Source organism: Vogesella lacus, from assembly GCF_979366295.1.
Genome location: NZ_CEETQT010000010.1, coordinates 146,797 through 171,669, shown reverse-complemented (window position 1 = coordinate 171,669; position 24,873 = coordinate 146,797). Strand labels below are relative to the sequence as shown.

The following is a 24,873-nucleotide window of genomic DNA, read 5'->3' as shown; positions in this document are numbered from 1 at the left end:
CTGCAATGAACAAGGCCGCCCGCGGGCGGCCTTGTTCGTGAGCCTGGCAACGATCAATCAGGCATCCAGACCCTGTTGCACCAGCTGGGCGGCACGTACCACGGCCCGCGCCTTGTTCTGGGTTTCTTCCCATTCGGACTGCGGTACCGAGTCGGCCACCACGCCGGCGCCGGACTGCACATACAGCACTTCGTTCTTGATCACGGCAGTACGGATGGCGATGGCCAGATCCATATCGCCGCTAAAGCCCAGATAGCCGACTGCGCCACCGTAGATGCCGCGCTTGGTCGGCTCGTATTCGTCGATGATTTCCATCGCGCGCACTTTCGGCGCACCGGACAGGGTGCCGGCCGGGAAGGTGGCCTTGAGGATGTCGATATTCGACACCTCGGGCTTCACGATGCCTTCGACGCTGGACACGATGTGCATCACATGCGAATAGCGTTCGATCACCATATTGTCGGTAATCTTCACGCTGCCGGTGTCAGCCACTCGGCCGATGTCGTTGCGGCCAAGATCCATCAGCATCACGTGCTCGGCGATCTCTTTCGGGTCGGCCAGCAGGTCATCGGCCAGCGCCAGATCCTCTTCGCGGGTCTTGCCGCGTGGACGGGTGCCGGCAATCGGGCGCACGGTGACGGTTTCGTTCTCGCGGCGCACCAGGATTTCCGGCGAGGCACCAACCACGTGGAAGTCGTCGAAGTGATAGAAGAACATATACGGCGACGGATTCAGGCTGCGCAGCGCGCGATACAGTGCCAGCGGCGACTCGGCAAACGGCATGCTCATGCGCTGAGCCAGTACCACCTGCATGATGTCGCCATCCAGAATGTATTGCTTGGCCTCGCCAACTGCCTGCTTGAAGGCTTCTTCGCCGAATTCGGATACGGCCTGGGTCTGCTCTTGTGCCGGCAGTGACAGCGGAATCGCTACCGGATCACGCAGGCGCTGGCGCAGCTGGGCGAGGCGAGCTTCGGCCTTGGGCAGGGCATTCGGCACGGCCGGGTCGGCATAAACTACGAGGTAGAGCTTGCCTGACAGATTGTCGACCACCGCCAGCTCTTCCGACAGCATCAGCAGCATGTCGGGGGTGCCGACCGGATCCGGCTTTTCGGTGGCGGCCAACCTTTTCTCGATATGGCGCACGGTGTCGTAGCCGAAGTAGCCGACGAGGCCACCGGTGAAACGCGGCAAGCCGGCAATCGGCGGCGTGCGGAAACGCTGGCTGAACTGCTCGATGAACTCCAGCGGCTTGCCGTCAAAGCGTTCAATTACCTTGTCACCGTATTCCACCTGCACGCTATTGGCTTGTACGCGCAGACGGGTGGTAGCCGGCAGGCCGATGAAGGAGTAACGGCCGGAGCGCTCGCCGCCGACGACCGATTCCAGCAGGTAGGAATAGGGCGCGTTGGCCAGCTTCAGATACACCGACAGCGGGGTGTCGAGGTCGGCAAACAGTTCGAGGGTGACCGGGATGCGGTTGTAGCCGGCGGCAGCCAGCGTGGCGAAGTTATCGGGTGTCATGTCTTGTCCAATGGTGTCAGGCGGTTTCCGGATGTCGGGCGAGGGGCGGTGCTAGCGTTGCCATCGCCAGCTGGCACGATTGGGCAGGAATCTCATGATGGATAAGGTCGGGTTGTTGACAGGGGTATTCTTGCGTAAAACAGCCAGCCCGTACAGGGCTGGCCGCGGGCAGACTCAGACGCGATGTGCCTGTGGCAGCGCGCTGGCGGTTCTGATGGCGGTGTACAGCTCGACCAGGCTATCGATAATCAGGTCGGCACCCAGGGTGTCGGCAGCACGGTAGCCATAGCCGACGGCAATCGCGCCGCTGCCGGCGGCACGGGCGCTGGCGATATCGTTTTCGGAATCACCAACCATCACCATTTCGGAAGTCTGGATGCCCAGTACGTTGGCCGCATGCTCCAGCGGCAGCGCCGACGGTTTTTTCTCCGGCAGGGTGTCACCGCCGAGAATCAGGCTGAAGGCGCTGTCGATGCCCAGCTCGGCCAGCAGCGGCACGGCCAGACGTTCGGATTTGTTGGTGATGACTACCAGCGGAATGCCGTGGTTATGCAGCAGGCTCAGGCCCTCGGCCACGCCCGGATACATGCGGGTATGCGTGGTCAGGTTCTGGCGGTAGTGCTGGATGAAGTGCACAAAACCGCGCTCCCAGGTGGCCGGCTCGGCCTGGCCGTCACGCTCGTCAGTCAGCGCGCGATGCACGAGGCTGGCCACACCGTCACCGACGTGGGACATGATGCGCTCGGCGGCCAGTGGCGGCAGGCCCATGGCTTCGCGCATGGCATTGGCGCTGGCGGCCAGATCGGTAATCGAATCGACGAGGGTGCCATCGAGGTCGAAGGCGACGGCTTTGCATTGGCTGAAATTCATGGGCTTCACAACGTTGGCCGCAAGGGCCGCTAGAAAGAATGTCGGGCAGTATACCAATGGACGGCAAGCGCTGTCGCCTTGTTGCCAAAGGCATAGTTTGTTACCCTGCCGCTTTTTTGCATCCGGCATTTTCCGGACAGGAGACCGATTTGAAGTTGCGTACACCGCTGTGCCTTGCTGCTGCCGCCCTGTTGCTGACGGCTTGCGCCACCCCGCTGGCGGGCAAGCCACCGAAGGAAGCCGCCATGCTGGCAACCCAGAGCAATATCCAGCAGGCCAGCTACAATTTTGCCGGCGAAGTGGGTATCCGCGAGCTGGTGATTCGCGGCAAGGAAGGCGATCTGGTGGGGCGCTTTGCCAAGGACGAGATGGTGAACGAGATTGCCCGCTCGCTGCGTATCGAGTTCAAGGGTGCGCTGGATCTGCCGACGGCTCGTGTCGAATTTGTGCCGACACTGCAGTTCACCCGTCCGCATGCCGGTGTCTGGGTACGCGTACCGATGCTGGCCAAGCTCGACAGCATGCAGCTGTGGCTGGATGGCAATCTGCTGGATCTGATGGTGCCGCAGTTGCGCAACAAGCTGGTGCTGGTAGAGGCACCGGTCGAAATGGTGAAAACCGTGCCGGTGAAAGCCTTGCTGCAAGAGCTGCAGACAATAGCCGGCAAGCTGCAGAACGCGATCGATCAGAAGGCCTATACCTTCCAGCCGTTGGGCCAGGAAGCGAAGGCGCTGGGTGCCAGTTATCAGATTCGCGTGCAACTGGGTGATGCCGAGATGGCCAGCATCAACCGCGAGCTGTTGCTGGAAATGAACCGTCTGGCCGAGAAATACGTGCCGGATGGCGACGAGCGTGAAGACGCCAAACGCGTGTTGCGCAAGATCGGCAAGTTGCTGAGCAATCATCAGGACAATATGCAGCAGACCCACCAGACCGATCTGCTGGTCAGCCGTGGCGGCCAACTGTTGGCGATTGTCGAAGAGCATAGCCAGCAAGACAAGGAAGGCACCATGATCCGTTACGGCGGCGTGACCCGCCTGAGCGCGCATGGCAAGCCGGTGTTTACCATCGTGCCGGGAGCGGACAATGTGGTGCGCTTTGCCGATGTGCCATGGCCGTGGAAACGGGGCGCTGTTGATGAGAGCGAAGACGGCGATGAGCCGGATAGCGAGCAGGCAGATGCCTCGGCTACGGTAGCCGCCAAGCCGTAAGGGTTTGAGCCGAACAAAGATTTTAGGGCACAAAAAAACGGACGCGAAGGCGTCCGTTTTTTCATGGCTGCGCCAACAGGGCAGTCAGGTCAGCGCTGGCGATGATTGCGGATATCGTCGACGCTCTGGCTGCCAAACTCGGCCTTGGCCAGATAGGCGAGGATGTCACCTGCGGTGGCGCTTGCCGTCGACAGCGCGCCATCCTGCTTCATCGCGGTAAAGCGCGGCAGATTGGGGAAGTGCGCGGGGTCGGCGCTGCGGATTTCGCTTTGCATGCCGGTGTCGATCACGCCCGGATACAGCGATACCGCCAGCACGGGCTTGGCTGCAGCCTGTTGTTCCAGTACCAGCGCGCGGGTGAAATGATCCAGCCCGGCCTTGCCGGCGCAGTAGACGCTCCAGCCTGGCAGTGCATTGGCGGCGGCACCCGACGAAATATTGAGAATGCGGCGCACGCCGGCAAAACCTTGCGTCAGCGCGATAAAGGCATTGCACAGCAGCACCGGGGCGATCAGGTTCAGGCGCAGTGCCGTTTCGGCGCTGCCATCCGGATAGCTGCCGACACTGGCAATCGGCTGCACACTGCCGGCGTTGTTGATCAGCGTCAGGCTGTCGCAGCCGGCGAGGGCGGCCAGTGCACGCTCGGCAATCAGCGGCAGCAGGCTGCTGTCGGCAAGATCCGCCTCCAGTGTGACAAGCTGCGGATGTTCGGGCAGGGTGCTGCAGTCACGCGCAATCGCGACCACGCGGCTGCCGGCAGCCAGCGCCTGCTCCACCAGCTCGGCACCCAGGCCGCGCGATGCACCGGTAATCAGATAACCGTTCATTGGCGGCCAACCTTGGCCAGTTCGGCGCGCATCGCGTCGATCACGGCCTTGTAATCCGGCTGGCCGTAGATGGCGCTGCCGGCGACAAAGGTGTCGGCACCGGCGGCAGCGACTTCGGCGATATTGTCGACCTTGATGCCGCCGTCGACTTCCAGCCAGATTTCGCCGCCGTGCTTGGCGGTGTAGGCATCAATGCGCTCGCGCACGGCACGCACTTTTTCCAGTGTGTGCGGGATGAATTTCTGGCCGCCAAACCCCGGGTTCACCGACATCAGCAAGACCATGTCCAGCTTGTCCATCACGTGATCGAGATAGCTCAGCGAGGTGGCCGGATTCAGCACCAGGCCCGCCTTGCAGCCGGCATCCTTGATCAGGCCCAGGGTGCGGTCGATGTGCTCGGATGCTTCCGGGTGGAAGGTGATGATGTCGGCACCGGCCTTGGCAAAGGCGGCAGCCAGTGCATCTACCGGCTTGACCATCAGGTGCACATCGATCGGTGCGCTGCTGTGCTTGCGAATCGCTTCACAGAACATCGGGCCCATGGTCAGGTTGGGCACGTAGTGGTTGTCCATCACGTCAAAGTGGATGATGTCGGCACCGGCGGTAATCACATCGCGCACTTCCTCGCCCAGACGGGCAAAGTCGGCAGACAGAATGGACGGAGCAATACGGAACTGGGTCATGGCGGGCAATCCGGCTGGCGAAAAATGGCCGCATTGTACTGCTAATGTGTTGTTGCCGACACGGTGAAAGGCACAAAAGCTACAATGTCTGCATGAGGCAATGTGCCTGACATAAGAGTTGAGCAATGAGCGGCAAATACCAGATTGAAGTCAGTGTCGAGAGTTTCTTCCAGGAACAGCATTCCGACCCCGAAAGACAGCAGTATGTCTACGCCTATCGCATCACCATCAGCAATGCCGGCAGCGAGCCGGCCAAACTGCTGAGCCGGCACTGGTATATCACCGATGCCAATAACGAGGTGCAGGAAGTGCGCGGTGCCGGCGTGGTCGGCGAGAACCCGCATCTGGCCCCGGGCGAATCCTTCACCTATACCAGTGGTGCCCAGCTGACCACGCCTTACGGCAGCATGCGCGGCACTTACCAGATGCAGGCCGACGACGGCACCTTGTTTGATGCCGAGATTGCCGAGTTTCACCTGCTGGCCCCACGCACCCTGCACTGAGCCAGTCTTGCGGCCAAACTTGCCTTGTGACATTCGATGCACGCGTTTGTCGGCACAAGCTTGGCCGCACCCGTCCTGAACCCGACAAGGAGAAGTCTTGCGACCTTCTGCCCATATGCAAGGGCCGGCGCCGGCCGGCCGTGACGATATCAAGACCCTGAAAACTCTGCTGCCTTATCTGTGGCGCTTCAAATGGCGCGTGATTTTTGCGCTGTCCTGTCTGGTGCTGGCCAAGGTGGCTGGCGTGATTACCCCGCTGTTCCTCAAGGACATCGTTGACCAGCTGTCGATTCCGGCCACCTTGCTGGCTGTGCCGGTGCTGGCGCTGGTCGGTTACGGCTTTGCACGCTTGTTATCGAGCGTACTCGGCGAGTTGCGCGATGCGATTTTTGCACGGGTGATCCAGGGCGCGGTGCGCACGGTGGCACGCAGCGTGTTCTCGCATCTGTTCCGGCTGTCGCTGCGTTTCCATCTGGAACGCCAGACTGGCGGCATGAATCGTGATATCGAACGCGGCACCAAGGGCATCGGCTTTTTGTTGAACTTCACCGTCTTCAACATCCTGCCGACGCTGGTCGAAATCACGCTGGTGCTGGGCATCCTGATCTATCGCTACGATATCTGGTTTGCCGTGGTGACTTTTGCCACCATCGCCGTGTATATCGCTTTCACGCTGATTGTCACCGAATGGCGTACAGTTTTTCGCCGCACCATGAACGATCTGGATTCCAAGGCCAATGGCAAGGCGGTGGATGCGCTGATCAATTACGAGACGGTGAAATACTTCGGCAACGAGCAATACGAAACCGCGCGTTACGACCAGAACCTCGCCTCGTGGGAACAGTCGGCGATCAAGAACCAGGTGTCGCTGTCCGGTCTGAATGCCGGCCAGGGCTTCATCATCGCTATCGGCGTCACCATCATCATGTGGCTGGCGGCGCGCGGTGTGGTCAACAAGACCATGACGGTCGGCGATGTGGTGCTGGTGGCGACCTTCATTACCCAGCTGTGGGCACCGCTGCATTTCCTCGGTTTTGTCTATCGCGAGATCAAGCACTCGCTGGCCGATATGGAACGCATGTTTACCTTGCTGGGCGTATCGCAAGAGGTGGCTGATCGCACCGAGGCGCAAAGGTTGGCCGCAGACAGCATTGCCGTGCGCTTTGACACGGTCGGTTTTGCCTACGATGCCAAGCGCCAGATCCTGCATGATCTGAGCTTTGAGATTCCGGCCGGCCACACTGTGGCGGTAGTGGGCAGCAGCGGTGCCGGCAAGTCGACGCTGGCACGGCTGTTGTTCCGCTTTTACGATGTCAGCGCCGGCAGCATCCGTTTTAACGGCGTGGACATCCGTGACTGGCAGCAAGACAGCCTGCGCCGTCATATCGGCATCGTGCCGCAGGACACGGTGCTGTTTAACGACAGTATCTATTACAACATCGCCTACGGCCGGCCCGAGGCGACGCGCGAAGAGGTAATCGAGGCGGCGAAGTCGGCGCATATCCACGACTTCGTGATGGGTCTGCCTGATGGCTACGACACCACGGTGGGCGAGCGTGGCCTGAAGCTGTCCGGCGGCGAGAAACAGCGGGTAGCGATTGCGCGCACCATCCTGAAAAATCCGCCGGTGCTGGTGTTTGACGAGGCGACCAGCGCGCTGGATTCGCGCACCGAAAAGGCCATCCAGAAAGAGCTGTTTGAGATTGCGGCCAACCGTACCACGCTGATCATCGCGCACCGTTTGTCGACGATTGCCGATGCCGACCAGATTCTGGTGATGGATGGTGGGCGTATCATCGAGCGCGGCGCGCACCGCGAGCTGCTGGCACAGGATGGCCGCTATGCCGAGATGTGGCGCTTGCAGCAGGAAGGCGAGGGCGATGTCAGCAGCAAGGCCCTGAGCGATGCCTGAGCCCTTATGTCAGTACGGATGGAAATGAGTGATGAAAATGGCCCGCGATGCGGGCCATTTTCATGAGTGGAAAGCTCAGGCTCTCTGTACTTTTTCCAGCTGTTTGCTGCGCCAACTCAGCAGATGCATGGCCGAGAAGTAGAACCACAGGATCAACGCACCGATGCCGCTCCAGAACGACATCGGGATGGCGAACAGCAGTACGGAGATACCGTTCGAGAACAATGCCAGCGCGGCGATGATATTGAGGGCGACAAAGCGTTGTCGCATCGATTGATCGGCTGGCAGCGGCTTGCCGCGGAAGGTGCGGATCAGATCATTGCGGCCCTTGCGGCCAACCAGAAAGGCCAGGCGCAGAAAATGGCCGGCCATGAAAAAGATCAGCAGGTATAGCACCCAGTTCAGAATCAGGAAAAACCACTCCATTGAATGTCTCCTTGCAGCTTGTTCTTTTAAAAGGTGGTGCGCTGGCGATGGCGGGCACTGTCAAACAGCGCCATCGGTGAGTCCAGCCCGCGCTCCGCGCCGCGTTGCAGTGCAATCTGCAAAAGCTGGGCGGTTGCCAGACAATCTGAGACCGCGTTGTGGCGCAGATAGTTGCGTATGCCGAACAAATCCAGCCATTTATCGAGATTGACCGCGCCGGCATAGTGCTGCGAGTACAGTGCCGGCATCAGCCAGGCCAGGTCCAGCCAGCGTGGCGCGTAGTCTATGCCCAGGTATTGCTTCATCGCGGCGGCAATCATCGCCTGGTCGAAGAAGGCGTGGTAGGCGACCAGCGGGGTATTGCCGCTGTACTCGAGAAACTGCAGCAGCGCCTCGGCCGGGTCTATGCCTTCGCGCTGTTGCGAGCCGCTGATGCCGTGAATCAGGATGTTCTCGCTGGTGGAGATGGTGTCCTGACGCAGGACGACTTCAAAGGCATCGACCGGGTCGATCACGCCATGATCAAGCGCAACCGCGCCGATGGAGATCAGCCTGTCCTTGCGGATGTCCAGGCCGCTGGCCTCGACATCGACAATCAGGTAGCGGCACTGGCGGCTGTCTTGCGTCCACGGATTGGCCGCCAGTGATTGCCAGCGATCCAGCCTGGCGAGTTGTTCGCTGCTCAGTTCGACACCCCGGGTGGGCTGCAGCTTGTCGAAAATGCGGCTGAACCAGTTCATAGCTGATAGGCCACCTTGAGCTTTTGTTGCAGATTACGCGCCTGGCGGAAGGACTCCTTCAGGATGCGGCGGTCAAGCTGGTTGAGTTTGTCCGGCTGAATCAGATTATCCCCGGCGCGGCCGTGTTCGTTTTCGAGATGCTGGTGGCGCAGACGCAGCATCTGGATAAAGTTGAAGGCATCAATGATGGCGTCGATTTCCTCGCCGGACTTGTCCATCAGGCGGGCGGCGCGCTCCAGCCGCTTGATGGTATTGCTGGCGGCAATGCCGCGGCTCAGGGCCCAGACGCGGGCGACATCGACAAACAGCCGTGCGCCGGCTTTCTTGAGGTCGATACAGGCCTTGCCCTCATGATCTTCGGTGACAAAGTCGCGCAGCATGCCCAGCGGCGGTGATACCGACAGCGCGTTGGCCGCCAGCATGCGCTGGAAGATGCTGTTGTTTTGCGTCTGGCGGAACAGGAATTTGTGCAGCTGGCCAACCAGATGCTGCTTGCCATACAGGCAGCGGAAGTCAAAGAAAATACTCGCGTTGAGCAGGGCGACCGGGTCCGGGTTGCGCACCCAGCGCGAGAAACGTTCCTGCCATTCTTCCAGTGTCAGACACCATTCCGGGTTACCGGCCATGATATTGCCCTTGCACAGCGGGAAACCGCAGCGGTCGAGATCCTCGTTCACGTCACGGGCAAAGTCCAGCAGGCGCAGATTGAGCTGGTCCTTGTCGACCGCTTCGGGGCACAGATAGATGATGCCGTTATCCTGATCGGTACTGAAGGTCTGCTCTTCGCGGCCCTCGGAGCCGAAGGACAGCCAGGCCCAGTCTATGCCGTACAGGTCGTGTGCCTTGAGGTTCAGCTCGATGATGCGGCGGGTGATGCCGTCGTTCAGTGCCGAGATGAACTGGGTCAGCTGTTCCGAGCCGACGCCTTGCCCCAGCATATTCATGGTGAACTGGCGCAGGTCGCGGCCAACCTGTTGCAGGGTGCTGATGTCGGGGGCTTTTTCTACGGCGTAGCGCAGCTGGCGCAGGCCGACGCGCTGCATGGCAAACAGGTCGCGCTCCGAAATCACGCCCTGTACGCGGTTGTCTTCGTCTACCGCCAGCACGTGGCGGATGCCATGCATGGCCATCGCCAGGGCGGCATCGTAGGCGGTGGCTTCCAGCGACAAGGTGTGCGGCTTGCGCGACATCACTTCGCCGATGCCGACATCCAGCGACTGTTTGGGCAGTACCACACGCTTGAGTACGTCGGACTGGGTGAAGATGCCCAGCGGGTGCTGTTCTTCGTCAACGATGACGATGGAGCCGACGCCGGTGCTGCCCATCAGTTGCAGCACATCTTCGAGCTTGTCGCTCTCGCGGGCGGTAATCGGCGTGCGCTTGCACAACTCGTGCAGCTGGGTGGCCATCGACTGCTGTTCCAGCGCCCTTTGTGAAAACTGCACCTGGATCTGCTTGCGTGATTGCGACAGCAGGGTGGAGATATAGCTGGCACAGAAGCGGTTGAAGATCGGGCTGATTTCCAGCAGATGCTGAAAGTCCTGGCTGGCGAGCTGATAGCAGAATACGTCCTCCAGCGCCTCGTAGATATTGATGGTGGCACGTTGGCCGCTGGATGCGCCGATCGGGAAACACTCGCCACTACCGAGCGTCAGCGGACTGTTGCTGGCATCCCCCTGTTCGCGGGCAATGACCTTGCCGCGTTGCACGATGAAAAAATACGGTGGCGGGCCCATGTCGGGCGTCAGCAGATCGCTGTCTTTCGGGTAGTAGGCCAGCTTGGCATGGCTGCCGAGAAAGCGCATGGCTTCGTCTTCCATGCGGTCAAACGGGCTGTGCTTGCGCAAAAATTCGATGGTGGCATCGACAAGGGTGTTGTTGGCCTGACTACTCATGTGTCCCCCATTGATTGAAAAAGAACGCCCCGAACGGTGCCGGGGCGTTCTTGAGCCCTGCCTGGGCAGGGCACGGCTTTACGACTTAGTGAGCCTGGGCCGCACCCGCGCCACGTGGGGTGCGGATATCTTCTACCAGGTGCTGGATGTGATCCGGGCAAGGTGCGGTGAACTTGGAAACAATCACGGCAACCGCGATGTTTACGAGTGCACCAACCGAACCGATACCTTCCGGCGAAATACCGAACAACCAGTTGGCAGGAATGTTTTCAGCCATCGGCGTGATGAAAATCCCCTTGAAGTACAGGATGTAGCCGAAGGTGAAAGCCAGACCGGACAACATGCCGGCAATCGCGCCTTCCTTGTTCATCGTCTTGGAGAAAATGCCCAGAAGGATGGTCGGGAACAGCGAAGAGCAAGCCAGGCCGAAGGCAAAGGCCACGACTTCAGCGACAAAGCCCGGCGGGTTGTAGCCCAGATAACCGGCCACCAGCACGGCAACAGCAGAAGCGGCGCGACCGGCAGCCAGCTCGGATTTCTCCGACAGGTCAGGCATGAAGACGCTCTTGAGCAAGTCATGCGAAACCGCGGCAGAGATCACCAGCAACAGACCGGCAGCGGTAGACAGTGCCGCGGCAATGCCGCCGGCTGCCACCAGGGCAATTACCCAGTTAGGCAGATTGGCGACTTCCGGGTTGGCCAAGACCATGATGTCACGGTCAACATGCAGCTCGTTGCCTTTCCAGCCGGCAGCTTCCGCCTTGGCGAGGAATTCCGGATCCTTGGACTTGTCGTTGTAGTACTGGATGCGGCCATCACCGTTCTTGTCCTCATACTTCAGCAGGCCGGTTTTTTCCCAGCGCTGCATCCATTCCGGACGCTCGTCATGCTTGATGGCGGCTTCCGGTGCCATCAGATCGCCACCACTGGTAACCGCGGTGTTGACGGTAGCGTGGACGTTGTAACGGGCCATGGCACCAACAGCCGGTGCAGTGGTGTACAGAATGGCGATGAACACCAGCGCCCAGCCAGCGGAGGAGCGGGCATCACGTACTTTTGGAACGGTGAAGAAGCGGACAATCACGTGCGGCAGACCGGCAGTACCTGCCATCAGGGCAAAGGTAATCGCGGTGATGTCGATCATGGATTTGCTGCCGGTGGTGTACTGCGCGAAGCCCAGTTGCTGTACCACAGAATCCAGCTTGTGCAGGAACGGCTCGCCACTTTCAACGTTGCCACCCAGGCCGATTTGCGGCAGAGGATTGCCGGCAATCTGCAGAGAAATGAATACGGCAGGGATGGTGTAGGCGAAGATCAGTACAACATACTGGGCCACCTGGGTGTAAGTCACGCCCTTCATGCCACCCAGCACCGCGTAGAAGAACACCAAGCCCATGCCTGCGATCAGTCCGGTGGTGATTTCAACTTCGAGGAAGCGGGAGAACACGATACCTACGCCGCGCATCTGGCCGGCCACATAGGTGAAGGAGATGAAGATCAGGCAGATCACCGCCACAATGCGGGCAGTCTGGGAGTAATAGCGGTCACCGATAAACTGCGGCACGGTAAATTTGCCGAATTTGCGCAGGTACGGAGCCAGCAATACAGCCAGCAGGACATAACCACCTGTCCAGCCCATCAGATACACGGAGCCGTCATATCCGAGGAAGGCAATCAGGCCCGCCATGGAGATGAAGGACGCAGCAGACATCCAGTCAGCCGCGGTTGCCATGCCGTTCACCACAGGGTGAACGCCACCGCCGGCAACATAAAAGTCCTTGGTACTACCAGCACGTGCCCAGATCGCGACGCCGATATAGAGCGCAAATGACAGGCCTACAACGATATAAGTCAGAAGTTTCAGATCCATGGTCTTGTCTCCTGGCTCAATCTTCGTGAACGTCATGTTCCTGGTCGAGGCGGTTCATGCGAGCCGCGTACCAGAAAATGAGTGCCACAAATACGTAAATCGACCCCTGCTGGGCAAAGAAGAATCCCAGCTTGAAGCCGCCAATGGTGATGTTGTTGAGTGCGCCGGCAAAGAATATGCCTGCGAAGTAGGAAACGCCTGCCCAGATGGCCAGGACAGTCCAGAGTAGTTTTAGCGTATCAGACCAGTAGGCCTTCGCTTTTTCTTGCTGACTTGATGACATCCTCAAAGCTCCTCTCATTTATATGTGTATGGTTGCTTTTACTTCGAGAACTGATTCGGTCTTGCATGATTTTTTTATGGGTAAAGCCTCAGATGGGTCGGGGTGCTCCTTTCGGGTTTGATTGATTGGCTAATGCCATAAAAACAAACCACACTCCTGACAGAGTGTGGTTTGTCGTTGTTGGCGGATTACTGGGCTTCTTGCAGCTGACCCAGAATCTGCGGGTTTTCCAGGGTGGACACGTCCTGTGTGATTTCCTCGCCCTTGGCAATCGAGCGCAGCAGGCGGCGCATGATCTTACCGGAGCGGGTCTTCGGCAGGTTTTCACCGAAGCGGATATCGTCAGGCTGGGCAATCTTGCCGATCTCGTGCGCAACCCAGGCTTTCAGCTCGGCGGCCACTTTCTTGGCATCTTCACCTACCGGACGGGCACCTTTCAGTACCACGAAGGCCACGACGGCTTCACCCTTCACTTCATGCGGCTTGCCGACTACGGCAGCTTCGGCAACCAGCGGGTTGGCCACCAGTGCGGATTCGATTTCCATGGTGCCCAGACGGTGGCCGGATACGTTCAGTACATCGTCCACACGACCCATGATCCAGAAGTAGCCATCCTGATCACGGTTGGCGGAGTCGCCGGCCAGGTAGTACTCGCCCTTGAACTCTTCCGGGAAGTAGGTCTTCTTGAAGCGATCTGCATCGTTCCAGATGGTACGAACCAGCGACGGGAACGGCTTCTTGATCACCAAGAAACCACCTTTGCCGGCATCAACCGGACCACCGGCTTCGTCAACGATGTCGGCGATGATGCCTGGCAGTGGCAGGGTGCAAGAACCCGGCTTGGTTGCAACCGCACCCGGCATCGGGGCGATCATGTGGCTGCCGGTTTCGGTCTGCCACCAGGTGTCAACGATAGGGCAACGTGCGCCGCCGACGACTTCGTGATACCAGATCCATGCTTCAGGGTTGATCGGCTCACCAACGGTGCCCAGAAGACGCAGGCTGGACAGGTCGAACTGCTTCGGCAGGTCGGCACCCAGTTTGATAAGCGAACGGATGGCGGTTGGTGCCGTGTAGAAAATGCTGACCTTGTGGGATTCGATCATGCGCCAGAAGCGGGAGGCATCCGGGTAGGTCGGTACGCCTTCGAAAATCACCTGGGTCGCGCCAAAAGCCAGCGGGCCGTAGGCAACATAGCTGTGGCCGGTAATCCAGCCCACATCAGCGGTGCACCAGAAAACATCGTCTTCCTTGGCATCAAAGGTCCAGCGGTAGCTGTTCAGTGCGCCCAGAAGATAGCCGGCGCTGCTGTGCTGGATGCCTTTCGGTTTGCCGGTAGAGCCGGAAGTGTAGAGGATGAACAGCGGGTCTTCGGCGTTCATGACGGTTGGTTCGCAGTCTGCGCTCTGACCTTCGGTCAGTTCATGCCACCAGATGTCACGGGCGTGCCAGGTAACCTGGGTAGTCGTGCGTTGCAGGACCACAACTTTTTCAACGGATTCGCAGCCGCCCAGTGCCAAGGCTTCGTCAACCGTTGCTTTCAGCGGTACCTGTTTGCCGCCGCGCACGCTTTCGTTGGCGGTAATCACCAGCTTGGCACCGGCATCCTGGATACGGTCACGTACCGCACCGGCGGAGAAACCACCGAATACGACAGAGTGAATCGCGCCGATACGGGCGCAAGCCTGCATGGCAACGACAGCATCGGCCACCATAGGCAGGTAGATCACCACGCGATCGCCTTTGGTCACGCCCAGCGACTTCAGGCCGTTGGCAAAGCGGCAAACACGCTCGTACAGTTGGCGATAGCTGATCTGGTCAACCTTGCCATCGTCGGATTCGAAGATGATGGCAGTCTTGTCGCCGCGAGTGGCGAGGTGACGGTCGATGCAGTTGTAGGAAACATTCAGTTCGCCATCGGCAAACCATTTGAAGAACGGGGCATTGCTGCCATCGAAAGTCTGGGTGAACGGCTTGTGCCAGCTCAGCAGCTCCTTGGCCAGATCGCCCCAGAAGCCCACGTAGTCGGCATCAGCCTTGTCGGCTTGAGCCTGATAGGCAGCGATGCCGGACAAGGTAGCCTTGGCCTGGAATTCTTGAGACGGAGCAAAGCTGCGGTTTTCCTTGAGTACGGATTCGATAGCAGACATCTTGGACTTCCTTTGGCAAAGAGTAAGTTCGAGCGGGTAAGGTCCGGACTTTCCGGAAAGACCCTGCATTAAATGCGGGCTTGTTATCTGATGCTGACTCTACGGAATTCCCGCTTGTCCATACCAATCGCAAATTTTGATTGTCGGAATCAGTAGGGGCGATGTTGCACTGCAAAAAACAAGTAAAAACAGTGAATTGCATGCATATACCGCCTGAATTTTTGCTTGAAAATTGCATGTTTTTCTTGCATTGCGGCTAGTGCAGAAAAACAAAAACGCCACACATGTGTGGCGTTTTTTGCAGACCTTGCGGCTATCGTGCCGTGGCGACGGGAGTGCTCAGTCCTGATTGGCGTCTGATTCGGCCGCCAGCATTTCGGCGCGCAGACCGGCAAAGAACTGGTAGATGCGGCCAACGTTGGGGCCTATTTCGGCCAGCAGGCTGTCGCGCTCGTCCTGCGTGATATCGGCAAGGTAGGCGTGCATCTCGCTGTCCGGCTCATGTTCGAAAGCCAGTGCCATGATGGGTGTCAGCGCATCAGCGTTGGCCTCGTCATCGAACAGCAGATTCCAGTCGTCGTGGAAGATTTCCATGCCTTCGCGAAAACCAATCGCCCAGTCATTGCCACTCACCACGCCTTGCTCGTCGGCTTCCAGCCAGGGGTGGAATTCTTCGCCGGCAGACAGGGTGTGGCCGATATCGCGCCAGTGGCCGGTAATCAGCTGCATGAAACGGTCGAGCTGTTTCGGGGTGAAGGCTTCGTCATCATCGAAGGCTGCGCCAAGAATGGTCGGCAGGCAGTCGCTCGGGCCCAGGGCTTCGGGGCCGGCGTGCAGCGCGGCCAGAAAGCCGTCCAGCTGCTCCAGCGACATCGCGCCTTGCGGCATCAGCTTGGCCAGCAGGCTGCCCAGCTTTTCGTAATCCTGCTCGGTCATGGTAGTCGGTTTCATCAGTGTTCTCGGCTTAAGGTGGCAGCGGACGGCCGGGTTTGGTCGACAGATTGTAGTGGGTCATCAGTACCTGATGACAGCTGGCGGCCAGTGACTGCAGCGCTTCGGTGCGCGGGTGGCCGGCAAACTGCAGGCTGTCATCGATGGCGCGCAGCGCGCGGCGCGCGGCGGTGCACAGGTCAACGGCGATCTGGTAATCCTCGTGGCTGATCACCTTGCCATTTCGGATCTTGCGGTAGTGGATATTGCACATGCGCACATATTGTTCGGCCAGCGGCGTGGCGGCCAGGGCGTCGTCAACCAGCAGCTTGCCCAGCAGCTGCATGGTGGCGCCGACAGCCTGTTCGGCCTCGGCAAAACGGCGCAGCAAACGGGCCTTGTCATCCTTGTTGGCTGGCGCTGTCGTGGTGGATTTGGCCATGCGGCAATATTCCGTAACGGGGTAAAACGCTATTTTAGCCGCTTGCAGCGTTTACAATACTGCCATGTCACAAAAACTTTCCCCGCTGGCGGCCCGTAACGGGGTGGCAGCCAGCTTTCTGCAGCTGGGCAACGAAGCCTGGCCTGATCTGCTGAGTTTTCTGGATGCGCGCTTTCCGCACGTTGGCCGCCATATCTGGCAGCAGCGCCTGCAACGTGGTGAGGTCTACGACCACCTGGGCCAGCCGCTGGCGCTGGATAGCCCGTTTCCGGCCAATCGCCGCATCTGGTACTACCGTGAGGTCGAACAGGAGGTGCCGGTGCCGTTTGCGGCCAAGGTGCTCTACCGTGACGAGCGCCTGCTGGTGGTCGACAAGCCGCATTTTCTTGCCTGCGTACCGGGTGGCCGCCATGTGCGCGAAACTTTGCTGACGCGGCTGCGCGAGGAGCTGGCTTTGCCTGATCTGACGCCGGCACACCGGCTGGACCGCGAGACGGCCGGCGTGATGCTGTACTGCCTTGACCCGTCCTGCCGCGCCGCCTATCAGGGCCTGTTCCAGCAGCGCGACGTGCTGAAAGTCTACGAGGCCGTCGCGCCGTGGCGCGAGGATCTGGCTTTGCCTCTGTGTTATCGCAGCCGGCTGGAAGAGCGGCCGGACAGCTTCCAGATGCATGAGGTGGCCGGCGAACCGAACAGCGAGACGCAGATCGAGCTGATCCGCCGTTTTGGCGAGCTGGCCCATTACCGGCTGCAGCCAAGCTCGGGGCGCAAGCATCAGCTGCGCGCGCATCTGGCGGCGCTGGGTATCCCTATCGTCAATGATCCGTGGTATCCGCAGCTGTTGCCGGACAAGCCGGCCGATGACTTCAGCCAGCCCTTGCAACTGCTGGCACGCCATATTTCCTTTACCGACCCGGTAACAGGCGAGGCGAGGGCGTTCAGCAGTGAGCGGGTATTGCAGTGTCTGCCCGAGTCAGTGCCTGACTAAACGGCAAAATGAAGCCCGGCTTGCGACCAGGGTTGGCCGCAAGCCGGGCTTGTCTGTTTACCGTATCAGCAACAGTGTCAGCTCTTGTTTTCCTGATACTCGAGGCTGTGCCAGGCACCTTTGTCGGTGGCCAGTACTTCGGTCAGCCACGGCAGGGTGTCTTTCAGCGTGGCTTCAAGTGTCCATGGCGGGTTGACGATGAACATGCCGCTGCCGTGCATGCCGAAGCCGTCTTTCGATGGCGTGCGCACGGTGATGCTGGCATCCAGCCAGCTGTGGCAAGGCAGCTTGCGCAGGCTGGCCAGCATTTCTTTCACTTCCTGGCGTTGCAATAGCGGATACCAGATCGCGTAAGTGCCGGTGGCAAAGCGTTTCAGCGATTCTTTCATCGCCGTTACCACGCGCGCGTAATCGGCTTTCTCTTCATATGGCGGGTCGATCAGCACCAGCGCGCGGCGCGGCGGTGGCGGCAGGATGGACTTCAGCGCTTCGAATCCATTGGTCTTTTCGACTTTCACGCGGCGGCCGGCGTCGGCAAAGCATTCGGCCAGCAGCTGGTGATCGCTAGGATGCAGCTCGAACAGACGCAGCTTTTCCTGCGGATTCATCACCTCGGCTGCAAACCATGGCGAGCCCGGATAGTGGCGGAGCTGGCCATCGGCATTCATGCTGCGCACCACCTCGAGATAGCGGCTGACCGCCTCGGGCGCATCGTCGCGCTGCCACAGGCGCGCCACGCCATCGACGTATTCGGCCGTCTTGGTGGCATAGCCTTCTTCCAGACTGTAGGCGCCGGCACCGGAGTGGGTGTCGATATACCAGAAGGCTTTGTCCTTCTGGCCAAGGTAATCGAGGATCTGTACCTCGATCAGGTGTTTGAGCACATCGGCGTGGTTGCCGGCATGAAAGGCGTGGCGATAACTAAGCATGATGTTGGCCGCAATTGTCAGCCGGCGATTTTACCGCATGCACGTTGTTGGCGGCTAATCGGATGTGGAAAGTGAAAACAGCCTGCCATTGGCTTGATAGCGACGGCTTACGTTTTGTTCGGCGGCAAAAATGCCGGTGTAGTCGATGCGGATAGTCAGCCAGTCCGGTTGGCCTGCCAGGCGCAGATACTGGCGTTGTTCTATATCGCTAAGTCCTATCTCCAGGATGGGCCCCAGCCGCTTTTCAGCAGTGCGAATCAGCATGCCCACGTGCAGGCCACTCGCCGTATAGTCTTGCGGGCGGAAGGTTTCAATATACTCAATGCGCGCTTGCCAGTTAATAGGCTTGTCGCGGTCGTCTTCATCGGCAAACAGGGTAATGGCCTGGTAAGGTTTGCCCATGCAAACCAGCAAGAGGCCATCGCCATCCTCGCAGCGTTTGAAGCGAACTTTGGGGAAGACCTTTTTCAGCTCGGCCAATGTCATGCCAAGCCGGATTGGCCCGAGTCCTTCGCGAGTCAGCAGCATGCCCTTGCCTTCGGTGGCTATTGCACCGTTGCTGGCACCCAGCAGTAACAGCACCACCAGAATCGGCCGTATCCCTGTCAATACGCACTTCATTCGTCGGACTCCCTTATCACGCCTCACAACCGTTCGTCGCAGCCGGCGGCCACTCATCGCATGTGGGCGCAAGCTGTTATGGATGATTTTAATCTAGTCCTGATATCCAATAGCAGGAGAATGATATGAGCATGCTCATCGAGGCGGTAGCCGTCGACAAACATTACCGGCTGGGCGAGGTCAGCGTGCCGGCGCTGCACGACATCCATCTTGGCCTGCCGGCAGGGCGTTTTATAGTGCTGTCCGGGCCGTCCGGCAGCGGCAAGACCACCTTGCTGAATCTGCTGGGCGCGCTGGATGTGCCTGATTGCGGCGAAATCCGCATCGCCGGCCAGTCGCTGACGGCGCTGGATGATGATGCACGAAGCGATTTTCGCGCGCGGCAGATCGGCTTTGTCTTCCAGAATTTCAATCTGCTGCCGGTATTGAGCGCGGCCGAGAATATCGAGTATCCGCTGGTGCTGGCCGGTGTCGACAAGCCGGCGCGCAAGGCGCGGGTGGCCGAGCTGTTGGCCGCTGTCGGCCTGTCGGCACGTGCGGCCAACCTGCCGGGCCAGCTGTCGGGTGGGCAACGCCAGCGGGTGGCCATCGCCCGGGCGCTGGCCTTGTCACCGCCGCTGGTATTGGCGGACGAGCCGACGGCGAACCTGGACAGCCAGACCGGCGCGGAAATCATCGCGCTGATGCGCGATTTGCAGCGCGAGAGCCAGGTGAGTTTCGTGTTTTCCTCGCACGACCCGCAATTGCTGGCCGAGGCCGAAATGGTGGTGAAGCTGCGCGATGGCCGGCTGGTGGACGGTGACGTCCTTGCCGGCGCGGCGCAGCCGCAGGTGGCCAGGCTTGCGCAGGAGGTGACAGCATGAATATCTGGCAATTGGCCTGGCGCAATCTGGCGCGCAATCGCCGTCGTTCGCTGGCGACACTGGCCGCGATGGTACTGGGCATCGTCACGGTGCTGCTGTTTGGCGGTTATGTGAATGTGATCCGGCTGGGGCTGGAGACCGGCTTTGTGCAGGCGGGCGGACACCTGCAGGTGCAGCATCGCGATTACTTCCTGTACGGCAATGGCAATCCGGCGGCTTATGGCATTCGCGATTACCAGCGTGTGGCCGGCAAGCTGCACGAGGATGCCGAGCTGGGGCCGCTCTTGGCCGAGATCGCTCCGCGGCTTGATATGGGCGGCATTGCCGGCAATTTTGCCGCCGGCGTGTCGCGGACCGTCATCGGTGTCGGTCTCGACAGCAAGGCGCAGGCGCGTATGCAGCACTGGAACGGCTACGGCATGGATCGCATGGAAGGCAAACCGCCGGCGCTGGATGGCACCGCCGCCGATGCAGCGGTGATCGGCACCGGTGTGGCGCGGGTATTGCAACTGTGTGCGCCCTTGCAGGTGGCCGATTGCCCGCAGCCACTGGCCGATGGCCAAAGCCAGGGCGCGGCAATGCCGGCGGATCTGGCCGGACTCGATGCGGCCAACCAGCGCCGCAAGCCGCAGGCAGACAGTCATATCGAACTGTTGGCCGCCACGGCCAGTGGTGCGCCGAATATTGCCAGCCTTAACGTGGTGAAGGCCGAGAATTTTGGCGTGAAGGCGCTGGACGACATGATGATCCAGCTGCATTTGCCCAAGGCACAGCAGCTGTTGTTTGGCAGTGGCGCACCACAGGTCAGCAGCCTGATTCTGCAGCTGAAAGACAGCCGTGATCTGGAGCGGGCGCGCAGCCGTGTGCAGCAGCTGCTGATGACAGAATCCCAGCCGCTGAGCGTGCTGGACTTTGCCAAGCTGAACCCGCAATACGGCCAGATCACCGGCATGTTTGCCGCCATTCTCGGCTTTGTCGGCGTGCTGATCGGCACCATCGTGCTGTTTACCGTCGGCAATACCATGGCGATGGTGGTGGTCGAGCGCACCAGCGAAATCGGCACCTTGCGCGCGCTGGGGCTGCGCCAGCAGGGCATTCGCCGGCTGTTTGTCTGCGAGGGTCTGCTGCTGGGCTTGCTGGCGGCCATCGCCGGTACGGCACTGGCGCTGCTGCTGGCCAGCCTGATCAATCACGCCGGTCTCAGCTGGCTGCCGCCCGGCAATAGCGAGCCGGTGCCGCTGGCGGTGCTGCTGTGGGGGCAGAGCGGCCTGCTGCTGGGCATGGCCTTGCTGCTGACCTTGCTGGCGGTGCTGTCGGCGTGGTGGCCGGCGCGTCGCGCTTCAAAACTCAATATCGTGGAGGCTCTGCGTCATGCCTGATCAACGTTCCTGCCCCGTACTGCTGGCCATGCTGTTGGCCTTGCTGCCGCTGACAACGTTGGCCGCACCTGACGCACAACAGTTGCTGGCCGCCAGCGACGAGATTCGCAACCCCGGCAAATCCTTTGCGTTGAATAACACGCTGATCGAGTACCGCAACGGCCGCGAGCAGGGCCAGTCGCAGTTGCAGATTTATGCACGCGCCGACAGTGCCAGTGGCCAGTTTCGCAATCTGATCCGCTTTGTTGCGCCGGCGCGTGACAGCGGCAAGCTGATGCTGAAAAACGGCAACGAGCTGTGGTTCTTTGACCCGGCGAGCAAGGCCAGCGTGCGCATCTCGCCGCAGCAGCGCCTGCTGGGGCAGGCCTCGAACGGCGATGTAATGACAGTGAATCTGGCGCGCGATTACCAGGCCAGCCTTGCCGGCAGCGAGGCGGTGCAGGATGGCGAGCGCAAGAGCCGTGACAGTTACAAGCTGCAATTGCAGGCCAAACACGAGGACGTCGCCTATCCGAAAATCACCCTGTGGCTGGATAGCGCCGACAGTCGGCCGATCAAGGGCGAGTTTTTCAGCGACAGCGGCCGCCTGCTGAAAACCGCCTACTACCGGCATTATCAGCTGCAGCTGGGCAAGCAGCGGCCGAGCGAGACGGTCATCATTGATGGCCTCGACAAGAGCTGGGTGACGGTGATGCGCACCAGCGATCTGGCCTATCGCGAGGTGCCGGAGGCGTGGCTACAGCGCGACTTCCTGCCGCGTTTCCGGGCGGAGTAGGCGATGAAAAGCGGCAAGAGCATCCTCGCTGTCTTCTCGCTGTTGCCACTGTTGGCCAGTGCCGATGATCTTGATGCGCTGGCACTGGCGGATCAGGCACCGCCCAGCGTCAGCAGCAGCAAGCCCTGGCAGCTGGCGTGGGAGCTGGCTCAGGGCGAAGACGGTTTGCGGCAGAGCCAGCTGCAGCTGCGCGGGCAATGGCAGCTGGCACCCGGCCTGCAGTGGCAGCTGGCCAACCGGCTGGAAGGCGAATGGCAGCATGGCCGCGAGCGCTGGTTCAATAGCCTGCAAGAGGCGTGGCTGGGCTGGCAGCCGGGGCCGGACTGGGTGCTGGATATTGGCCGCATCAATCAGCGCAATGGTGTGGCATTGGGTTTTAATCCGCTCGATGTCTTTCGCGATAGCGGCATTCGCGGCGCGCTGGATGGCCGGCCGGGCAGTGCGCGCGACAGCCGGCTGGGCGTGGTGATGTTGCGCGGCCAACGTTTCTGGCCGGGGCAAAGCCTGACTGCGCTGTACGCGCCCAAATTGTCCGGCCAGCCGGCAAGCGCCAGCGCGGCGCTGGATTGGGGGCGCAGCAATGGCCGTGAGCGCTGGCAGCTCTTGTGGTCGCAACAGGGCAGTGACGGCCTGAGCCTGCAGTGGCTGCTGGCTGGTGCGGCCGGCGAGCCGGCGCAGTATGGCGTGTCGCTGAGCAGCCAGCTCGGGCAGGCCGCCACCGTGTATGGCGAGCTCAATAGTGGTCGTCGTGCCTTGCAGGATGGCAGCGGCGAGCGGCGCTGGCGCAATCAGACCGTGTTGGGTGGCAGTTACAGCACGCCGTGGCGGCAGACCGTGCATCTGGAGTATCACTACAACGGGTTGGCGTTGGCTGATGCCGACTGGCAGACGCTGCAAGGTGCGGCTTATGGCCGCTATCGCCAGCAGTCGGGAAGCTTGCAGCTGTCGCCGACGCGGCGCGAATGGTTTGTGCATGCCGCGCAGGATGATTTTTTCTGGCCGGGGCTGGAGCTGTCTGTGAGCTTGCGGCATGATGCCGTCGATGACAGTGGCTTGCACCGGCTGGCGCTGCGCTACCGGCAGGATGCCAGTCTGTGGGAGCTGTCGCACGAGCAAGGTCGCGGACGGACGGGCAGTCATTATGGCGCGGCTGGTAGTGGCTGGCGTTTCAGCTGGCAGCAGTTTTTCTGAAATATAAAGGGACGTTTATGGCTGAGGCAGCAAAGCGACATCTGCAAGGTTGGCCGCGGGAAATGCTGTTCGTGCTGGGCATCAATTTTTGCATTGCCCTGCTGATTACGGCCATTTCCGGCGTCGAGCATTTTGGCCTGAATCTGCTGGTGTCCAATTGCATCGGGTTTCTGATGACTATTGGCTGCCATGTGCTGTTGAAACTATTGGGCGACCCGCCCTTGCAAGCCTGGCATTTGCTGTTGCTGATGCCTTTCGGTATTGCCGGCGGCATGCAGCTGGCGCGTGGCTTGCTGTTGCTGTCGCCGTGGCAGGATCTGGTGATGACGCCGGATTTTCAGGTTGATCTGCGCAGCCTGCTGGTGGTGGTGCTGGTGACCGTGGCCGCCTGCGTGCTGTTTTATTACCGCTATCAGGCGCTGGCCAGTCGCGCCAGTTTCGAAGCGGAACAACGCCGTGCCGCCGAGTTGCAGCAAGCCGAAACCGGCGCGCGGCTGGCGATGCTGCAGGCGCAGATCGAGCCGCATTTTCTGTTCAACACCCTGGCGACGCTGCGCAGCCTGATCCGGCATGATGCGCCACTGGCCGAGCATGTGCTTGATCAGCTGAATGATTATCTGCGCGCCAGCCTTGGCCGCACGCGCCGCAGCGAGGTCACCCTGGCAGACGAGCTGGCTCTGGTGCGGCCCTTGCTGGAAATCGCCCGCATCCGCATGGGGGCGCGGTTGCAATACCGCATCGAGGTGCCGGACGATTTGCTCGACCTGCCTTTGCCGCCCTTGCTGCTGCAGCCCTTGATTGAAAACGCGCTGCAGCATGGCCTTGAGCCATCGCTGGCCGGCGGCGAATTGCTGGTAACGGCACAGCGACAGGATGGGCAGCTGGCGCTGTGTGTCGAGGATGGTGGCGTCGGTTTGCAGGCGGGCACGAGCAGTAGCGGGGTGGGGCTTGCCAATATCCGCCAGCGGCTGGTGATGCTGTATGGCGAGGCTGGCCGGCTGGCGATTTATCCGCGCGCGCCCAGTGGCGTGCGTGCCGAGTTGCACATCCCGCTAACGCCACGCGCTGAATCTTGAGGAGTCAATATGCCGACGGTGATGATTGCCGATGATGAAGTCTTGCTGGCGGAGTCGCTGTGCCAGCGCCTGCAGGCGGCCTGGCCCGGCCTGACACTGCTGCCGCTGGTGCATAACGGTATCGACGCGGTGACCATGCTGGCGCGTGAACAGCCCGACATCGCCTTTCTGGATATCCGCATGCCGGGGCTGAGCGGCATGCAGGTGGCGGCGGCGGCCAGGCAAACGCGGGTGGTGTTCGTGACGGCTTACGACGAATACGCGCTGGCGGCTTTTGATGCCAATGCCGTCGATTATCTGCTCAAGCCGGTCAGCGACGAGCGGCTGGCACGTTGTGTGCAACGTCTGCAACAGCAGACGGCCGCGCCGGCAATCGCCATTGATGGCTTGCTGCAGCAACTGGCGCAGGCGCGACAGCCGGCTGCGGCCAACGTATATCTGCACTGGCTGCATGCCGGGCTGGGTGATACCACGCGGCTGATTGCAGTGGACGAAGTGCATTATTTCCAGGCCAGCGACAAATACACCGAGATTGTTACCGCACACGAGCGCCATCTGATTCGCCTGTCACTGAAAGAGCTGCTGGCCCAGCTCGACCCGCAGCGCTTCAGCCAGATTCACCGAGGCTACATCGTCAGCCTGCCGCAGGTTGGCCGCATCGAGCGCGATATGCTCGGCCGCCAGCAGGTAGTCCTCAAGGACGGTCGCAGCTTGCCGCTGTCGCGCAGCCACGCCGGGCAGTTTCGCCAGATGTAAGCTGCTTGCCAAAGCCCTGTTGCCAGCGG

General features: G+C 60.5%; 24 protein-coding genes. 10 read left to right on the top strand and 14 right to left on the bottom strand.

Annotation, left to right across the window (positions count from 1 at the left end):
• Window positions 1-57: 57 nt before the first annotated feature.
• The gene (trpE, locus tag ACZ9W6_RS14175) at window positions 58-1,524 is read right to left on the bottom strand and encodes an anthranilate synthase component I (RefSeq protein ID WP_465191815.1); all 1,467 of its coding nucleotides are present in this window, start codon (window positions 1,522-1,524) and stop codon (window positions 58-60) included.
• A 174-nt stretch (window positions 1,525-1,698) separates the two neighbouring features.
• On the bottom strand, window positions 1,699-2,394 hold the full coding sequence (locus tag ACZ9W6_RS14170; RefSeq protein WP_465191814.1) for a phosphoglycolate phosphatase: 696 nt from the start codon (window positions 2,392-2,394) through the stop codon (window positions 1,699-1,701).
• A 149-nt stretch (window positions 2,395-2,543) separates the two neighbouring features.
• Between ACZ9W6_RS14170 and ACZ9W6_RS14165 the strand changes: the two genes are divergently transcribed.
• Window positions 2,544-3,605 (top strand): hypothetical protein, encoded by a 1,062-nt coding sequence (locus ACZ9W6_RS14165; protein ID WP_465191813.1) that lies wholly within the window; start codon window positions 2,544-2,546, stop codon window positions 3,603-3,605.
• Between the two features lie 89 nt (window positions 3,606-3,694).
• Here the strand turns inward: ACZ9W6_RS14165 and ACZ9W6_RS14160 are convergent, their stop codons facing one another.
• Both ACZ9W6_RS14160 and rpe read right to left on the bottom strand, forming a co-directional pair.
• Window positions 3,695-4,432, bottom strand: coding sequence for an SDR family NAD(P)-dependent oxidoreductase (locus ACZ9W6_RS14160; protein ID WP_465191812.1), 738 nt, complete (start codon window positions 4,430-4,432; stop codon window positions 3,695-3,697).
• Window positions 4,429-5,115: a ribulose-phosphate 3-epimerase gene (gene rpe, locus ACZ9W6_RS14155; RefSeq protein WP_465191811.1), complete on the bottom strand. Its 687-nt coding sequence runs from the start codon at window positions 5,113-5,115 to the stop codon at window positions 4,429-4,431. Before rpe ends, ACZ9W6_RS14160 begins: the two co-directional genes overlap by 4 nt.
• A gap of 125 nt (window positions 5,116-5,240) precedes the next feature.
• On the opposite strand from rpe, the gene apaG reads away from it, so the two are divergent.
• Complete coding sequence (gene apaG / locus ACZ9W6_RS14150) at window positions 5,241-5,618, top strand: Co2+/Mg2+ efflux protein ApaG (RefSeq protein WP_465191810.1); 378 nt, start codon at window positions 5,241-5,243, stop codon at window positions 5,616-5,618.
• A 97-nt stretch (window positions 5,619-5,715) separates the two neighbouring features.
• The gene (locus ACZ9W6_RS14145) at window positions 5,716-7,530 is read left to right on the top strand and encodes an ABCB family ABC transporter ATP-binding protein/permease (RefSeq protein WP_465191809.1); all 1,815 of its coding nucleotides are present in this window, start codon (window positions 5,716-5,718) and stop codon (window positions 7,528-7,530) included.
• 75 nt (window positions 7,531-7,605) lie between these two features.
• Here ACZ9W6_RS14145 and ACZ9W6_RS14140 read toward each other — a convergent pair whose 3' ends face one another.
• From ACZ9W6_RS14140 to ACZ9W6_RS14105, 8 genes are all read right to left on the bottom strand, one after another.
• A complete protein-coding gene (locus ACZ9W6_RS14140; protein WP_465191808.1) occupies window positions 7,606-7,956 on the bottom strand; it encodes a hypothetical protein in 351 nt (116 codons plus the stop codon).
• A 26-nt stretch (window positions 7,957-7,982) separates the two neighbouring features.
• Entirely contained in the window at window positions 7,983-8,696 is a 714-nt protein-coding gene (locus ACZ9W6_RS14135; protein ID WP_465191807.1) for a 3'-5' exonuclease, read from the bottom strand.
• On the bottom strand, window positions 8,693-10,591 hold the full coding sequence (locus tag ACZ9W6_RS14130; protein WP_465191806.1) for a DUF294 nucleotidyltransferase-like domain-containing protein: 1,899 nt from the start codon (window positions 10,589-10,591) through the stop codon (window positions 8,693-8,695). Before ACZ9W6_RS14130 ends, ACZ9W6_RS14135 begins: the two co-directional genes overlap by 4 nt.
• Before the next feature lie 85 nt (window positions 10,592-10,676).
• A complete protein-coding gene (locus ACZ9W6_RS14125; RefSeq protein ID WP_465191805.1) occupies window positions 10,677-12,461 on the bottom strand; it encodes a sodium:solute symporter family protein in 1,785 nt (594 codons plus the stop codon).
• 16 nt (window positions 12,462-12,477) lie between these two features.
• A complete protein-coding gene (locus ACZ9W6_RS14120) occupies window positions 12,478-12,744 on the bottom strand; it encodes a DUF4212 domain-containing protein (RefSeq protein ID WP_465191804.1) in 267 nt (88 codons plus the stop codon).
• A 188-nt stretch (window positions 12,745-12,932) separates the two neighbouring features.
• The gene (acs, locus tag ACZ9W6_RS14115; protein ID WP_465191803.1) at window positions 12,933-14,894 is read right to left on the bottom strand and encodes an acetate--CoA ligase; all 1,962 of its coding nucleotides are present in this window, start codon (window positions 14,892-14,894) and stop codon (window positions 12,933-12,935) included.
• A 339-nt stretch (window positions 14,895-15,233) separates the two neighbouring features.
• Window positions 15,234-15,845 carry a UPF0149 family protein gene (locus ACZ9W6_RS14110; protein WP_465191802.1) on the bottom strand — a complete coding sequence of 204 codons (612 nt, stop codon included), beginning with the start codon at window positions 15,843-15,845 and terminating at the stop codon, window positions 15,234-15,236.
• Between the two features lie 13 nt (window positions 15,846-15,858).
• Window positions 15,859-16,266 carry a hypothetical protein gene (locus ACZ9W6_RS14105; RefSeq protein WP_465191801.1) on the bottom strand — a complete coding sequence of 136 codons (408 nt, stop codon included), beginning with the start codon at window positions 16,264-16,266 and terminating at the stop codon, window positions 15,859-15,861.
• A 64-nt stretch (window positions 16,267-16,330) separates the two neighbouring features.
• Between ACZ9W6_RS14105 and ACZ9W6_RS14100 the strand changes: the two genes are divergently transcribed.
• Complete coding sequence (locus ACZ9W6_RS14100; RefSeq protein WP_465191800.1) at window positions 16,331-17,254, top strand: pseudouridine synthase; 924 nt, start codon at window positions 16,331-16,333, stop codon at window positions 17,252-17,254.
• A gap of 77 nt (window positions 17,255-17,331) precedes the next feature.
• Here the strand turns inward: ACZ9W6_RS14100 and ACZ9W6_RS14095 are convergent, their stop codons facing one another.
• The gene (locus ACZ9W6_RS14095; protein ID WP_465191799.1) at window positions 17,332-18,183 is read right to left on the bottom strand and encodes a 23S rRNA (adenine(2030)-N(6))-methyltransferase RlmJ; all 852 of its coding nucleotides are present in this window, start codon (window positions 18,181-18,183) and stop codon (window positions 17,332-17,334) included.
• A gap of 54 nt (window positions 18,184-18,237) precedes the next feature.
• The gene (locus ACZ9W6_RS14090; protein WP_465191798.1) at window positions 18,238-18,804 is read right to left on the bottom strand and encodes a hypothetical protein; all 567 of its coding nucleotides are present in this window, start codon (window positions 18,802-18,804) and stop codon (window positions 18,238-18,240) included.
• A 125-nt stretch (window positions 18,805-18,929) separates the two neighbouring features.
• On the opposite strand from ACZ9W6_RS14090, the gene ACZ9W6_RS14085 reads away from it, so the two are divergent.
• The 6 genes from ACZ9W6_RS14085 to ACZ9W6_RS14060 are packed head-to-tail and all read left to right on the top strand — an operon-like array spanning window position 18,930 to window position 24,844.
• The gene (locus ACZ9W6_RS14085; RefSeq protein WP_465191797.1) at window positions 18,930-19,667 is read left to right on the top strand and encodes an ABC transporter ATP-binding protein; all 738 of its coding nucleotides are present in this window, start codon (window positions 18,930-18,932) and stop codon (window positions 19,665-19,667) included.
• On the top strand, window positions 19,664-21,046 hold the full coding sequence (locus ACZ9W6_RS14080) for an ABC transporter permease (RefSeq protein WP_465191796.1): 1,383 nt from the start codon (window positions 19,664-19,666) through the stop codon (window positions 21,044-21,046). Before ACZ9W6_RS14085 ends, ACZ9W6_RS14080 begins: the two co-directional genes overlap by 4 nt.
• Window positions 21,039-21,821, top strand: coding sequence for an outer membrane lipoprotein-sorting protein (locus tag ACZ9W6_RS14075; protein WP_465191795.1), 783 nt, complete (start codon window positions 21,039-21,041; stop codon window positions 21,819-21,821). Before ACZ9W6_RS14080 ends, ACZ9W6_RS14075 begins: the two co-directional genes overlap by 8 nt.
• Before the next feature lie 3 nt (window positions 21,822-21,824).
• Window positions 21,825-23,012, top strand: a complete 1,188-nt coding sequence (locus ACZ9W6_RS14070; RefSeq protein ID WP_465191794.1) for a hypothetical protein — start codon at window positions 21,825-21,827, stop codon at window positions 23,010-23,012.
• A gap of 17 nt (window positions 23,013-23,029) precedes the next feature.
• Entirely contained in the window at window positions 23,030-24,088 is a 1,059-nt protein-coding gene (locus ACZ9W6_RS14065; RefSeq protein WP_465191793.1) for a sensor histidine kinase, read from the top strand.
• A gap of 9 nt (window positions 24,089-24,097) precedes the next feature.
• Window positions 24,098-24,844: a LytR/AlgR family response regulator transcription factor gene (locus ACZ9W6_RS14060; protein WP_465191792.1), complete on the top strand. Its 747-nt coding sequence runs from the start codon at window positions 24,098-24,100 to the stop codon at window positions 24,842-24,844.
• Window positions 24,845-24,873: the final 29 nt, after the last annotated feature.